The organism is Rhodococcus sp. IEGM 1409, assembly GCF_030056735.1.
Lineage (GTDB): Bacteria > Actinomycetota > Actinomycetes > Mycobacteriales > Mycobacteriaceae > Rhodococcus_F.
Map to the genome: position 1 here is coordinate 148,822 of NZ_JASHKN010000003.1, position 14,161 is coordinate 162,982.

Below are 14,161 nucleotides of genomic sequence, written 5' to 3' on the forward strand. Positions count from 1 at the left end.
GAGTGGCCTCCCGAGCAGAATCGATCCGGACAACTCCAGGATACGGACCGCAGGGGAGTGGTCTGAGTGCACGAAATTCAGCGCGCACAAAAAAATCCGCACCGGCCAGGCCGATGCGGATCTTTGTGGAGTGTCCCTCCTGATGGAGGGGATGACGGGAATCGAACCCGCGTGATCAGTTTGGAAGACTGAGGCTCTACCATTGAGCTACATCCCCGTGCATACGACAACTCGGGATCGCCGTGTTCGTCGTCTGCGATACGAAACTGTACCCAATGCCCCTCCGGATTTCATAATCGGGGGGTCGGGGAAGTTCGATACCGTCGTTCACCTGGGGAATTGCCGAATTGCCCGGCGAGTCGTGTGTGTCTTCGCCGGCGGCGCAGCGTCCAGTTCGGGTGTCGTGATCGGTCAGTCAAGGACAGTCAGGCAACGACATCAACGGGGCCGCGGGTCGGATGACATACTTGCGGAGTCGGACAGGCGGGCCGTGTACAAATGACGGTCGGGTTCGTGAGAGAGTAGTGAGCGCGATAGGGTTGTGCGCGGTCACCGATGGTGGCTCCCTTTGTGGCCCGTGTCTTTGTGGCCTCAGAAGGCCGTATCGTGTGTTCGGTGTTTCATGTGTTCGGTGTTCATGTGATCGGAAACGGGATGTAGCGCAGCTTGGTAGCGCATCCGCTTTGGGAGCGGAGGGTCGCAGGTTCAAATCCTGTCATCCCGACAAGTACGTACATGGCACTTCACCTCCAGTTCGTACGGGAGTGAAGTGCCGCGCCAGACAGCAGTACCGATTCAACACAAGCAGTACCGATTCAACACAAGTTGTGAGCAAGACCAGACGAAGGAGCGAAGTTTCGTGAAGAGCACCGTCGAGCAGCTCAGCCCGACGCGAGTCCGTATCAACGTTGAGGTGCCCTTCGCGGAACTCAAGTCTGATTTCGACAAGGCCTACAAGGCCCTCGCGCAGCAGATTCGTCTCCCCGGCTTCCGTCCCGGCAAGGCTCCGGCCCGCCTCCTCGAAGCACGTGTCGGTCGCGGCGCTGTGCTCGAGCAGGTCGTCAACGACGCTCTGCCGTCGCGTTACTCCGAGGCTGTCACCAGCGCCGGCGTGAAGGCCATCGGCCAGCCCGAGATCGAGGTCACCAAGATCGAAGACGGCGAGCTCCTCGAGTTCACCGCCGAGGTCGACGTGCGCCCCGAGATCGAGCTCCCTGACTTCAGCTCCATCAACGTCGAGGTCGATCCGATCGAGATCACCGACGAAGCCATCGAAGAGCAGTTGCTTTCGCTGCGTCAGCGTTTCGGCACCCTCACCGGCGTCGACCGCGCAGTCGAGGACGGCGACTTCGTCTCCATCGATCTGTCGGCCACCGTCGACGGAGAGAACGTTGCCGAGGCAACCGCGAGCGGACTGTCGCACGAGGTCGGATCGGGCCAGCTCATCGAGGGCCTCGACGAAGCCATCATCGGCCTCAAGGCCGGCGAGTCCAAGGACTTCACGTCGACGCTGGTCGCCGGCGAGTACGCAGGCAAGGAAGCTGTTGTCACCGTGACCGTGCAGACGGTCAAGGAGCGCGAGCTTCCGACTGAGGACGACGAGTTCGCTCAGCTCGCCAGCGAGTTCGACACCCTGGAAGAACTGAAGGCAGACCTCCGTGAGCGCGTCGCACGCGTCCGCAAGGTCGAGCAGGCCGGTCAGATTCGCGACAAGGTTCTCGAGCAGCTGCTCGAGACCGTCGAGGTTCCGTTGCCGGAGGCCGTCGTCAAGGCCGAGGTCGACGCTGCACTGCACGACGCCGTTCACGGTCTCGATCACGACGAAGAGGCACTGAACAAGCTCCTCGAAGAGCAGGGCAGCAGCCGCGAAGAGTTCGACAAGGATGCCCAGGAAGCCGCTGAGCGCTCCGTCAAGACGCAGCTCCTGCTCGACTCGATCGCCGATGCGGGCAACGTCACCGTCGGTCAGGACGAGCTCACCGAGCGCATCTTGTTCCAGGCGCAGCGTTACGGCATGGCTCCTGAGCAGTTCATCCAGCAGATCCAGCAGGCCAACCAGCTCGGCGCCGTCTTCGCAGACGTCCGTCGTGGCAAGGCTCTCGCGTCCGTCGTCGAGTCGGCCGGTGTCAAGGACACCTCCGGTGCCGTTGTCGACACCGCAGAGCTGTTCGGCAGCAGCGAAGACGAAATCGAAGCGGATGCGTCTGATTCCGCCGAGAGCGAAGACAAGTAAAAACGCAGACGGACGGGTGTTTTCACCACGATCGACTGCACTGAGTTTTCCGCTTTGAGCGAAGTAGGGCGGCACCGGGACTCCGGTGCCGCCCTACTTCGTTACTGTCTGTGTCAGTAGAAGTGTTTCGCATAGACGATCCACCGCACAAGTAGATCCACATAGAAGGCAGGTACCGTGACTTCCAATCACCTGGAGACTTTGCAGAGTCCCGCCATGACTTCAGCGACCGCTGGGTTGAACCTCAGCGACTCGGTGTACGAGCGCTTGCTGCGAGAGCGCATCATTTTCCTCGGTACCCAGGTCGATGACGACATCGCCAACAAGCTGTGCGCACAGATTCTGCTGCTCTCGGCCGAGGACCCGACGCGAGACATCTCGCTCTACATCAACTCGCCCGGTGGATCCGTGACCGCAGGTATGGCGATCTTCGACACCATGCAGTTCGCCGAGTGCGACATCGCCACCTTCGGCATGGGCCTTGCGGCGTCGATGGGTCAGTTCCTCCTCTCGGCCGGCACCAAGGGCAAGCGTTACGCACTGCCTCACGCCCGCATCATGATGCACCAGCCGTCCGCCGGTATCGGTGGTTCCGCCAGCGACATCGCGATCATGGCTGAGCAGTTCAAGCACACCAAGCGTGAAATGGCCGAGCTGATCGCTCAGCACACCGGTCAGACGGTCGAGCAGATCACCGCGGACTCCGACCGTGACCGTTGGTTCACGGCGAAGGAAGCTCTCGAGTACGGCTTCGTCGACCACGTCGTCTCCCGTGCGAATCAGGCCGGCGGCACCGGCAACTGAGCCGGTTCGTCCATCCTTTCGCTGCCCAATTCATACTTTGGAGAACTGATGACCAATCTTTTCGGAGCTAACTCGCTGGGCGGCCAGGCGCCGTCGGGCCCCCAATCGCGCTACATCCTGCCCCAGTTCACGGAGCAGACCAGCTACGGCGTCAAGACGTCCGACCCGTACAACAAGCTGTTCGAGGAGCGCATCATCTTCCTCGGCTCGCAGGTCGACGACATCTCCGCCAACGACCTGATGGCGCAGTTGTTGGTTCTCGAATCGCAGGATCCGGACCGCGACATCACCATGTACATCAACTCGCCCGGTGGTTCGTTCACCGCGCTGATGGCGATCTACGACACGATGCAGTACGTCCGTGCCGACATTTCCACCGTCTGCCTCGGTCAGGCTGCTTCGGCAGCTGCCGTGCTTCTCGCCGGTGGTACGCCGGGCAAGCGCTTCGCGCTCCCCAACTCGCGCATTCTGATCCACCAGCCGGCCACGGGCGGCATCCAGGGTCAGGTTTCCGATCTGGAGATCCAGGCTGCGGAGATCGAGCGTATGCGTCGACTCATGGAGAGCACGCTGTCGCTGCACACCGGCAAGGATCCGGAGACCATTCGCGTCGACACCGATCGCGACAAGATCCTCACGGCCGAGCAGGCCAAGGAGTACGGCATCATCGACGACGTGCTCGCTTACCGGAAGCTCAGCGCACAGAAGTAGTCGATTTCCGCCTCGTGTCGAGGATCTGTATCCCGATTCCCGACACGAGGCGGACACGTCGAGAAGTGCCAGGTGGAAGGCTTGCCAGGCCGAAATCTCGGCACTTTTCTTTTTTATCCGCAGGCGAAATGCCGAGAACAGGTCGACCCCGTTCGGGATCTGCGGGTACCGTCACTTCACGGGCTGGTTCTCGACCGGCGTTCTGCGATTGTTAGACCAGATTTGTTCGATCAGTTTGTTGATCAGTTTGTCTGATCTGACAACTCTGACCTGACAACTACCGACGTACTGCGGAGCATCTCGACCGATCGAGTGGCGGCGAGTGCACGTACATGAAGGAAAGTAGGGACCTCACGAGATGGCACGCATCGGCGACGGCGGGGATCTGCTCAAGTGCTCTTTCTGCGGTAAGAGTCAGAAGCAGGTCAAAAAGCTCATTGCAGGACCCGGGGTGTACATCTGCGACGAGTGCATCGACCTCTGCAACGAGATCATCGAAGAGGAATTGGCCGAGTCGAGCGAGGTCAAGCTCGACGAGCTTCCCAAGCCTGCGGAGATCCGAGAATTCCTCGAGAACTACGTCATCGGTCAGGACTCCGCCAAGCGGACGCTGGCCGTGGCCGTCTACAACCACTACAAGCGCATTCAGGCCGGCGACAAGGGCCGTGATGCGCGGGGTGAGACGGTTGAGCTCGCAAAATCCAACATCTTGATGCTCGGCCCCACCGGCTGCGGCAAGACGTACCTCGCTCAGACTCTCGCAAAGATGCTCAATGTCCCGTTCGCCATCGCCGACGCGACGGCGTTGACCGAGGCCGGCTATGTCGGTGAGGACGTCGAGAACATTCTGCTCAAGCTGATTCAGGCTGCCGACTACGACGTCAAGCGCGCCGAGACCGGAATCATCTACATCGACGAGGTCGACAAGATCGCGCGTAAGAGTGAGAACCCGTCGATCACGCGTGACGTGTCCGGTGAAGGTGTCCAGCAGGCGTTGCTGAAGATCCTCGAAGGTACGCAGGCGAGTGTCCCGCCGCAGGGTGGCCGTAAGCACCCGCACCAGGAATTCATCCAGATCGACACCACGAACGTGCTGTTCATCGTCGCGGGCGCTTTCGCCGGTCTCGAGCGGATCGTCTCCGATCGTGTGGGCAAGCGCGGTATCGGTTTCGGTGCCGAGGTTCGGTCAAAGGCCGAACTGGATACGGTCGATCGTTTTGCCGAGGTCATGCCGGAGGATTTGATCAAGTTCGGTCTGATCCCCGAGTTCATCGGCCGACTGCCGATGATCGCGTCGGTGACCAACCTCGACAAGGAATCCCTCGTTCAGATCCTGTCGGAGCCGAAGAACGCTCTCGTCAAGCAGTACCGTCGACTCTTCGACATGGACGGCGTCGAACTCGAGTTCACCGAAGAGGCGCTCGACGCGATCGCCGATCAGGCGATCTTGCGTGGAACCGGTGCTCGTGGCCTGCGCGCCATCATGGAAGAGGTTCTTCTTCCGGTGATGTACGACATTCCCAGCCGTGACGACGTCGAAAAGGTGGTTGTCACCGCGGAGACCGTCAACGACAACGTACTTCCGACCATCGTTCCGCGTAAGCCGGAACGTGGCGAGCGTCGCGACAAGACGGCGTAGAAACTCTGAAACGACTGTGGCCCGGCATCTCTCGTGAGATGCCGGGCCGCAGTGGTTCGTGCAGGATGTCTCTGGGGTATTCGGCTAGATGGGGTTGCCGAGTTCCTTGAGGGGAGTGCGGAACGTCTCCTTGGCGGTGAACGCCGAGATTGCGCAGATGACGCACGCCACTGAAGTCAGAATGGCGACGGGCATCCAATGCGTCTTGTCGCCGCCCATGAGGGCGTTGCCGATGGCGGGGGCAAAGCCTGCGAGGGCGAAGCCGACCTGGGTGCCGATTGCGATGCCCGAGTAGCGGACCTTGGTGTTGAACATCTCGGAGTAGAACGACGGCCAGATGGCGTTCGGGGCCGCGTAGAAGACCGACATCAATCCGATTGCGGCGAGGAAGATCAGGGGGACGTTGCCGCTGGCGATTGCGCCGAAGTACACGTAGATGAACACTGCGCTACCGAGCGCGCCACCGATGAACAGCGGCCTGCGACCGATTCGGTCGGAGAGCATCGCCCAGGCGGGCTGACTGAGCAATGCCACAGCGTTGGCTGCGATGGCAACCCAGAGCATGGTCGACTTCGGAATCCCCACTTCTTCGGTGGTGGCGAAGGCGAGTCCGAAGACGGAGAAGATGGTCGAGACGACGGCGATGAAAGCGCAGCAGATCACGCGAATCAGATTTGCGCTGTGGGTGCGAAGAAGATCGGCGACAGGCAATTTGGCGACGGTCTTGGATTCCTGCTGCTGGGTGAACTCTTCGGGTTCTTCGAGCCTGAGACGCATGATGTATGCCGCGACCAGAACGATCAGGCTGCCCCAGAACGGGATGCGCCAGCCCCACGTGTAGAGGATGTCGTCGGGGAGTGCAGCGATGGGCAGGAACACGAGGCTGGCGAGGATGAAGCCGGCCTGGGTGCCGTTGAGGGTCCAACTGCAGAAGAATGCGCGTCGACCTTCGGGAGCGTGTTCGAGGGTCAGTGAGCTGGCACCGCTCTGTTCACCCGCGGCGGAGATGCCCTGAGCGATTCTCATCAGGACCAGAAGTATCGGTGCAAAAACTCCGATCGAATCGGCGCTGGGAATACATCCGATGAGGAAGGTGGCTGCGCCCATCAGAATGAGCGTGAGCAGCATGATCTTCTTGCGGCCGACGCGGTCACCGAAATGGCCGAGGACCACTGCACCGAGGGGACGCGCGACGTACGCGACACCGAATGTGGCCAGCGAAAGCAGTGCCGCATGTCCGCTGTCCGGGAAGAACACCGTGGGGAAGATGAGCGCAGCGGCAGAGGCGTAGATGTAGAAGTCGTAGTACTCGAGCATGCTGCCGAGAAACGACGACGTTGCTGCGCGCTTGACCTTGGTTGTGTCCGGCCTGGCCAAGGATCCCGCCTCTGGGCCGGACGGTGTAACCGTGCTAGCTGACATGCTCATCTCCTGGGTGGAAGCGTCGTGGAGGCTCTACATCCGCCGATAGTGTTCGTATTGAGAACGTCTGTGCGGAGAGCGATACAAGGAATGTAACCGACGCCACAGCAACTACACAAGATTATTAACCAAATAGTTCATAAAAATCTACGGGTGAACTCATCGCACGTCGAAACTGCAGTTCAGGGGGTCAGGAGGCCGGCTGCCCTGCGGCCGCCACCAACTGCTCCACCTGTTCCTCGGTGATCCCCAGGCCGAAGGTGGCGAGCTTTCCGAGCGGCATCGAACCGGCGAGCGCCATCATTTCGGGGCTCACCGACTGCGCACCTTCGCCTGCCGCGGCGGACATGGCGGACATGGCGGCGCCGAGAACGACACTGCCGACGGGATGGGCGAGCCATTCACCGATGGTCGACATGGCGTCGAGCGTGCCGACGCCGACGTTTCCGGCCAGAGTGATCGTGTCGGTGGTCGCGATGTCCCGAGACGAGAAGCCGACGCGGATCTCGTAGTCGCCGGGTTCGATCGCCCAGTCCTGTGCCGTTATGGACCAGTAGGCAAATGCCCTGGTATCGAGCGTGATGGTCACAGTCGCAGATTCGTCGGGGTCGAGGTGGACCTTGGCAAAACCCTTCAATTCCTGGGCGGGACGGTCGACGCCTTCCGAGGCGCCGTGAACGTAGACCTGAACGACGGTGCTGCCCGCTCGATCGCCGCTGTTGCGCACGGTGACGGTCACTTCGGCGGAGTTCTCGCCGGCGTCGACGGTCGTATCGGTGATGTCGAAGGTGGTGTAGCTCAGCCCGAACCCGAACGGGTACGCCACCTCACGCAGAGCGGAGTCGTAGTAGCGGTACCCGACGTACAGTCCTTCGCCGTAGCGCACGTGCTGCTGTGATCCCGGGAAATGCAGATACGACGGATTGTCTTGGAGGCGAAGCGGAATGGTCTCCGTGAGACGCCCGGACGGATTCGTGATGCCGAATAAGAGATCTGCAATCGCAGAGCCGCCGGCCTGGCCGAGTAGCCAACCCTCGAGGATTGCGGCTGCATGATTCTTCCAGGGCTCGATCGAAATCACGGCTCCGTTGGAGAGCACGACGACGGTGTTGGGGTTCGCGCCGTGTACCGCTTCCAGCAGGGCAATCTGGTCGGCGGGCAACTCGATGTCGGTTCGGTCGAACCCTTCGGATTCGGTGGCGGACGGTAGTCCGAGGAAGAGCACGGCGACGTCAGCGCGGCGCGCAGCGTCGACAGCCTCGTCGACCATGTCGCTGTCTGGAGTGCCGTCGAATGTGAAGCCCGGTGCGAAGGTGACGCGGTCGGCGCCTTCGAGGTCGAGGATCGCGTCCAAGGCATTGTCGAGCAGGGTCGGAACGACCTGTGAACTTCCTGCCCCCTGATACCGCGGGCTGCACGCGAATTCGCCGATCACCGCGACGGTTTGCCCGCCGGGCGTCAGTGGCAGTAATTCGCCGTCGTTCGCAAGGAGAACAGCGGACTCCGCTGCCGCAGTCCGAGCCAACTCGTGGTGACGCGCGACGTCGTACGTGTGGCCTTCGGTGCGCGCAGCGGCGGTGCGTTTCACCAGCGTCGACAGTCGCTCGGCTGCAGTGGTGAGCACGGATTCGTCAAGGTCGCCGCCGCGCACGGCGTCGACGATCTGGGTATCGGTTCCGGTCGGCGGCATTTCCAGGTCGAGGCCAGCGGCGAGTGCCGCCACGCGGTCGTTGACTGCTCCCCAGTCCGAGACGACGAGGCCGTCGAAGCCCCACTGCTCGCGGAGTACCTCGGTGAGCAGCCAATGGTTCTGGCTCGAGTACACACCGTTGATCTTGTTGTACGAGCACATGACCGTCGTCGGGGCCGCAGTCTTGACGGCGTACTCGAATCCGGCCAGATAGATCTCGCGCAGCGTCCGCTCGTCGACGTCGGCGCTGACTCTCATCCGGTCGTGCTCTTGGTTGTTGGCAGCGAAATGCTTGAGCGAGGTTCCGACGCCGCGAGACTGGATGCCGGTGATCAGCGCCGCCGCGACGCGGCCGGAGAGGAATGGGTCCTCGGAGACGTATTCGAAGTTCCGGCCGCACAAGGGGGATCGTTTGATATTGATACCGGGACCGAGGAGAACCGAGACCTGTTCGGCTTTGGCCTCGTCGCCCAGGGCCTCACCGACCTGGCGGATGAGGTCGAGGTTCCACGACGAGCCCAACCCGACTGCCGGTGGGAAACACGTCGCGGGAATGCTGTGGCCGAGTCCGAGCGCGTCGCCGCCCTCGGGTTGTTTCCGGACTCCGTGCGGACCGTCGGTCAGCAGTATCGACTCGATTCCGGCGACAGACTGGCTGTGCCAGAAATCCGAGCCGGACGTCAACGACGCCTTCTCCTCGAGTGAAAGCCCGTCTAGGTAATTCTCGGTCACGTCATTCCTCCCGGTGGCTGCTGTGAGTTCCACTCACCACCGTAGGGGGATTTTTCGGACTTCGGGGTGGGTCAGGACGGCGTCGGTGAGGTCAGGAACGCAACGACCATGTCGCCGAGCATCGTTCGTAGATGTTCGCGATGGGTCGAGTCGGTCAGATCACGGTCGAAGAGCGCTTTGAACGTGTGGCGGTTGGCGATGCGGAAGACGCAGTAACTGCTGATCAACATGTGAATATCGAGAGCATCGACGTCGGAGCGGAATACCCCCGCCTGCTGCCCGTCGTGGAGGATCTGCGAGACCAGGTCGGCGGCGGGTGCCCCGAGGCCGCTGAGTTGCTCGGACTTCTCGATGTACTCACCGCGGAGCATGTTCTCGTTGGCCACCAGCCGAATGAAGTTCGGGTGCTGTTCGTGGTGGTCGAAGGTGAGTTCGGCCAACGCGCGGACTGCTGAGGTGGGGTTCAATCCCTCGAGGTCGAGTTCACGTTCCTGCGCACGAATCACGCTGTACGCGTGCTCGAGGACAGATTTGTACAGTCCTTCCTTGTCGGTGAAGTAGTAGTAGATCATCCGCTTGGTGGTGTGCGTCTTGGTTGCGATCTCGTCCACCCGAGCGCCGGCGAAGCCCTTGTCGGCAAACTCCTCGGTGGCGACGGCGATGATGTTCACCCTGGTCAGATCACTGTTTCGGCGTCGCTTCTCCGGCTTCGACGCCACGGAGTTCACTGACTGCTCGGAAACCATGTGCTCACTCTATCTGTCAGCAGTTTGTCGACTTTGCTTGTCGAGTTCGCGTCGGGGGAGTAAGGTCCACTGAACTAACTCACTAGTTCGTACATTAATCTCGAACGTCGACACCGAGGTGCCCTGATGACTCCATCTCCACCGGTTCTGGTTCTCAACGGGCCCAACTTGAATTTGTTGGGCCAGCGCCAACCGGAGTTCTACGGGACGGACACCTTGGACGACGTCGTTTCCCGCTGCGAAGTTGCGGCCGAGAAGTTCGGAGCGGTGGTCGAAGCAAAGCAGTCGAACCACGAGGGTCAACTGATCGATTGGATCCACGAGGCCAGGGGAAGAGTCGCTGGCATCGTCATCAATCCCGGTGGGTATTCGCATACCTCCGTTGCGTTGCGCGACGCTCTGGTCACACTCGACGTCCCCGTGGTGGAGGTGCACATCAGCAACATCCACGGCCGCGAAGAATTCCGTCACCACTCCTACGTGTCCGGGATCGCCGACGCGGTCATCTGCGGGTTGGGAATCGACGGTTACAGCGCCGCAGTCGAATTCGTCTGCATCCGAGAAGGGAAGAACTGATGAGTGATTCGATCCTCTGCGGTCTGATCGGCACCGGCATCGGAGCCTCCTTGACTCCGATCATGCACGAGGAAGAAGGGCGCAGACAGGGCCTGCCGTACGTTTACCGCATCCTCGATCTCGACGCGATGGGGATGGCGCCGTCGGACATCGGTGAACTTCTCACTTATGCACGACGTTTCGGGTTCCGCGGCCTCAACATCACTCACCCGTGCAAGCAGTTGGTGATCGAGCACCTCGACGAGCTCTCGCCGGACGCAGAGAAGCTCGGCGCAGTGAACACGATCCTCTTCGACTCCGGCAAGGCGATCGGACACAACACCGATTGGTCGGGCTTCGGCCGGAATTTCGACGAGGGGCTACCCGCTGCACAGCTCGATCGCGTCGTGCAGCTCGGTGCGGGCGGAGCAGGTGCGGCGGTTGCCTATGCCGCGCTCACCCGCGGCGTCGGGACGCTGACGTTGGTCGATTCGAGCCTGGCTCGCGCGGAAGAACTCGCGCATGCCTTCTCACGGCAGTTCCCGGCGCAGGTAGTCGAGGCGCGGCACACGAGCGACCTCGCCGAAGCGCTCGGCAACGCAAACGGATTGATCCACGCAACACCGATGGGAATGGCGGCCCATCCCGGAATGGCCTTCTCCCCGGATCTGCTCCGCCCTGATCTGTGGGTGGCGGAAATCGTCTACCGCCCGCTCGAAACGGAACTGTTGCGTCAGGCCAGGTTGATCGGAGCGCCGACGCTCAGCGGAGGCGGAATGACTGTCTTCCAGGCCGTCGACGCATTCCGGATCTTCACGGGCATCGAGCCCGACAGTAAGCGGATGCTCGCTCACATGACCGAACTGGTGCACGGCGAACAGACTGCGGCAGTGCTGTGAGTGCCCCGGTTCGGACGTCGATCGCGACGGTATCGCTGAGCGGCACTCTCGAGGAGAAGCTCGACGCCATCGCGGCCGCCGGCTTCGACGGCTTCGAAGTGTTCGAGCCGGATTTTGTTGCTTCGCCGTGGTCCCCGAAGGAATTGCGAACGAGGGCTGCGGATCTGGGTCTGACCCTCGATCTGTATCAGCCGTTCCGTGACTTCGACACGGTGGGCGAAAGTCAACTTGCTCGAAATCTTGTTCGAGTGCAACGCAAATTCGAACTGATGGATCAGCTGGGATGCGAGACGCTCCTGGTGTGCTCCTCGCCTCTACCGACCGCGAGTCACGACGACGGTCAGTTGACGGAGCAGTTCGGAGCTCTCGCCGAATTGGCGTCCGAGCACGGCAAGAGAGTTGCGTATGAGGCACTCGCGTGGGGTGCCCACGTCAACACCTACGGCCACGCATGGAAGATCGTCGAAGGGGTCGACCATCCTTCACTCGGAACCTGTCTGGACAGCTTCCACATCCTCTCGCGCGGTGACGATCCCGCCGGAATTCGCGAGATTCCCGGCGAGAAGATTTTCTTCCTCCAGTTGGCGGACGCGCCGTTCTTGGCGATGGACATCCTGCAGTGGAGCCGGCACCACCGAAACTTCCCGGGACAGGGCAGTTTCGATCTGAACGCTTTCGCTCAGCACGTCTACGCCACGGGTTACGACGGACCGTGGTCGCTCGAGATCTTCAACGACGTATTCCGTCGCGCCGACACCCAGCGAACGGCAATCGACGCTCATCGGTCGCTGCTCCACCTCGAAGAACAGGTCGCTGCCGCGAACCCAGCCGCCGGTGGACCCACGCTGTTCACCGCCCCGGAGCGCACGCCGCTCGAAGGAATCGTGTCTCTGCGAATCGCGGCGGGACCGGCTAAGCAGGACCAGGTGCACACGATGCTCTCCCGCGTCGGTTTTCATCTTCTCGGACGGCACCACGACCACGATTTGCAGCTGTGGCGGCATGGATCGCTCACCGTTGCCGTGGACGCGACTGCGGGCACGGTGTGGACGGCGCCCGGGCTGCCTGCGGACCTACCGGTTCTCACTCAGATCGGCATCCGGGCAACCGAACCCGAAGTGTGGGGTGAGCGAGCGCTGGCTCTCGAAGTGCCGGCGACCCGAGTGCAGTTGCCGGGATCGAGCGACGAGAACTCCGAGGTACCGGACGTCGTACGCCTGAAGGTCACCGATGCGACATCGATCGACCTTCGTGGCCCTGGCAGTGCTGCGGCGTGGGAATCGGCTTTCGAGATCTATCCGCTACCCGCCGAGCGCAATCGTGAACAGGGTGCAGTGTTCACCGGGATCGACCATGTGGCGCTTGCAGTTCCGGCCGAGAGCTGGGACGGCATCATGCTGCTCCTGCGGTCGGTGTTCGAGATGCAACCGCACGAGGGGCAGGACGTCACCGATTCCGTCGGCCTCATGCGGAGCCAGGCGCTCACGCTCGTTCAAGACGGTGACGGACAGGCCCTGCGCATCTCGCTGAACATGGTGGAGGGCAGTCGAAGCGGGCTGCCGACGGTTCGCCGCGGCGGCGTCAGTCATGTTGCCTTTGCGTGTGAGAACATCTTCGGTGTTGCCGCGTCGATGCAGGACTGGGGCTTTGTGCCGCTACCCATTTCACCGAACTACTACGACGATCTCGACGCGCGTTTCGGACTGAATGCCGAACTGCTCGACCGTATGCGTAGCGCCGGAATCCTTTACGACGCGGACGCTCAAGGCGAGTTCTTCCACCTGTTCACCCCGACCGTCGGGGGAGACCTGTTCTTCGAGGTCGTGCAGCGAGTGGGTGGGTACGAGGGCTACGGGGAAGTCAACTCCGCTGTGCGACTGTCGGCTCAACTGCGCGCGAGTTCGACGTGACCTCGACTCGGTGCGGGTGCGAGTAGACGTTCATCGAATCGCCGCGGATGAAACCGGCGAGAGTCAGCCCAGACTCCTGCGCTAGTTCCACGGCCAGTGACGACGGCGCGGAGACAGCACCGAGGATCGGAATGCCGGCCATGACGGCCTTCTGGACGAGTTCGAACGACGCCCGCCCGCTGACGATCAAGATCGTGTCGTAGAGCGGTACTCGGCCGTCGGTGATTGCCCACCCGATCACCTTGTCGACGGCGTTGTGACGGCCGACGTCCTCGCGCAGTGCCAGGAGTTCGCCGGTGGCGGTGAACAGTCCGGCTGCGTGCAGGCCACCGGTGCGCTCGAAGATCCGTTGGCTCTCCCGCAGCGTGACCGGCATGGTCGACAGGAGGGTGGAGGTGACGGAAGTGGTGTCACCGACCAGCGGATGGCGCGTCGTGGTCCGGACGGCGTCGAGTGAGGTCTTGCCGCACACTCCGCACGCGGAACTGACGACGGTGTTGCGGTCGGTGGTGTGATCGGGCAACGGCACTCCGGGAGCGAGAGCGATGTCGAGGACGTTGTACGTGTTCGCGCCGGTGTCGTCGACGCCGTCGCAGTAGCGGACGACGCTCACGTCGTCGCGGGTGGCGATGACACCTTCGCTGAGAAGGAAACCGTGTACGAGGTCGACGTCGTTGCCGGGTGTTCGCATCGTCACCGCCAGCACCTGGCCGCCGACCCTCATTTCGAGTGGTTCCTCGACGGCCAGCGTGTCGGGGCGCGTGACGACCCGATCACCCGAGATTCGAACGACCGGTGTTCGTGCGGTGACTCGTCCCAT

11 protein-coding genes and 2 tRNA genes are annotated in these 14,161 nt (G+C 61.9%); 8 read left to right on the forward strand and 5 right to left on the reverse strand.

Translation table 11 applies throughout. The annotated features are described in order from the left end of the window. Positions 1–143 precede the first annotated feature (143 nt). Positions 144–217 (reverse strand) — tRNA-Gly (locus QM716_RS10580). Positions 218–650: 433 nt separating this feature from the next. Here QM716_RS10580 and QM716_RS10585 point away from each other — a divergent pair. The 5 genes from QM716_RS10585 (at position 651) to clpX (ending at position 5,387) form a co-directional block, all read left to right on the forward strand. Further along, positions 651–724 (forward strand) — tRNA-Pro (locus tag QM716_RS10585). A gap of 135 nt (positions 725–859) precedes the next feature. Further along, the gene (tig, locus tag QM716_RS10590) at positions 860–2,233 is read left to right on the forward strand and encodes a trigger factor (RefSeq protein WP_283304112.1); all 1,374 of its coding nucleotides are present in this window, start codon (positions 860–862) and stop codon (positions 2,231–2,233) included. A gap of 216 nt (positions 2,234–2,449) precedes the next feature. Continuing rightward, positions 2,450–3,037, forward strand: coding sequence for an ATP-dependent Clp protease proteolytic subunit (locus QM716_RS10595; RefSeq protein ID WP_007730960.1), 588 nt, complete (start codon positions 2,450–2,452; stop codon positions 3,035–3,037). A gap of 48 nt (positions 3,038–3,085) precedes the next feature. Beyond that, positions 3,086–3,748, forward strand: a complete 663-nt coding sequence (locus tag QM716_RS10600; RefSeq protein WP_283304113.1) for an ATP-dependent Clp protease proteolytic subunit — start codon at positions 3,086–3,088, stop codon at positions 3,746–3,748. A gap of 358 nt (positions 3,749–4,106) precedes the next feature. Continuing rightward, on the forward strand, positions 4,107–5,387 hold the full coding sequence (gene clpX, locus QM716_RS10605) for an ATP-dependent Clp protease ATP-binding subunit ClpX (RefSeq protein WP_003944582.1): 1,281 nt from the start codon (positions 4,107–4,109) through the stop codon (positions 5,385–5,387). Between the two features lie 84 nt (positions 5,388–5,471). On the opposite strand, the gene QM716_RS10610 is transcribed toward clpX, so the two are convergent. From QM716_RS10610 to QM716_RS10620, 3 genes are all read right to left on the reverse strand, one after another. Next, positions 5,472–6,809 (reverse strand): MFS transporter, encoded by a 1,338-nt coding sequence (locus tag QM716_RS10610; RefSeq protein ID WP_283304114.1) that lies wholly within the window; start codon positions 6,807–6,809, stop codon positions 5,472–5,474. A gap of 190 nt (positions 6,810–6,999) precedes the next feature. Further along, entirely contained in the window at positions 7,000–9,231 is a 2,232-nt protein-coding gene (locus QM716_RS10615) for a glycoside hydrolase family 3 C-terminal domain-containing protein (RefSeq protein WP_283304115.1), read from the reverse strand. Positions 9,232–9,302: 71 nt separating this feature from the next. Further along, positions 9,303–9,977, reverse strand: a complete 675-nt coding sequence (locus QM716_RS10620; RefSeq protein ID WP_283304116.1) for a TetR/AcrR family transcriptional regulator — start codon at positions 9,975–9,977, stop codon at positions 9,303–9,305. Positions 9,978–10,103: 126 nt separating this feature from the next. On the opposite strand from QM716_RS10620, the gene aroQ reads away from it, so the two are divergent. Genes aroQ through QM716_RS10635 form a run of 3 tightly spaced genes read left to right on the forward strand, consistent with a single transcriptional unit; the run spans position 10,104 to position 13,341 of the window. Then, a complete protein-coding gene (aroQ, locus tag QM716_RS10625) occupies positions 10,104–10,553 on the forward strand; it encodes a type II 3-dehydroquinate dehydratase (RefSeq protein WP_283304117.1) in 450 nt (149 codons plus the stop codon). Next, positions 10,553–11,431 carry a shikimate dehydrogenase gene (locus tag QM716_RS10630; protein ID WP_283304118.1) on the forward strand — a complete coding sequence of 293 codons (879 nt, stop codon included), beginning with the start codon at positions 10,553–10,555 and terminating at the stop codon, positions 11,429–11,431. Before aroQ ends, QM716_RS10630 begins: the two co-directional genes overlap by 1 nt. Further along, on the forward strand, positions 11,428–13,341 hold the full coding sequence (locus QM716_RS10635; RefSeq protein WP_283304119.1) for a sugar phosphate isomerase/epimerase and 4-hydroxyphenylpyruvate domain-containing protein: 1,914 nt from the start codon (positions 11,428–11,430) through the stop codon (positions 13,339–13,341). Before QM716_RS10630 ends, QM716_RS10635 begins: the two co-directional genes overlap by 4 nt. Here the strand turns inward: QM716_RS10635 and fdhD are convergent. Next, complete coding sequence (fdhD, locus tag QM716_RS10640) at positions 13,292–14,161, reverse strand: formate dehydrogenase accessory sulfurtransferase FdhD (RefSeq protein ID WP_283304120.1); 870 nt, start codon at positions 14,159–14,161, stop codon at positions 13,292–13,294. The genes QM716_RS10635 and fdhD overlap by 50 nt on opposite strands.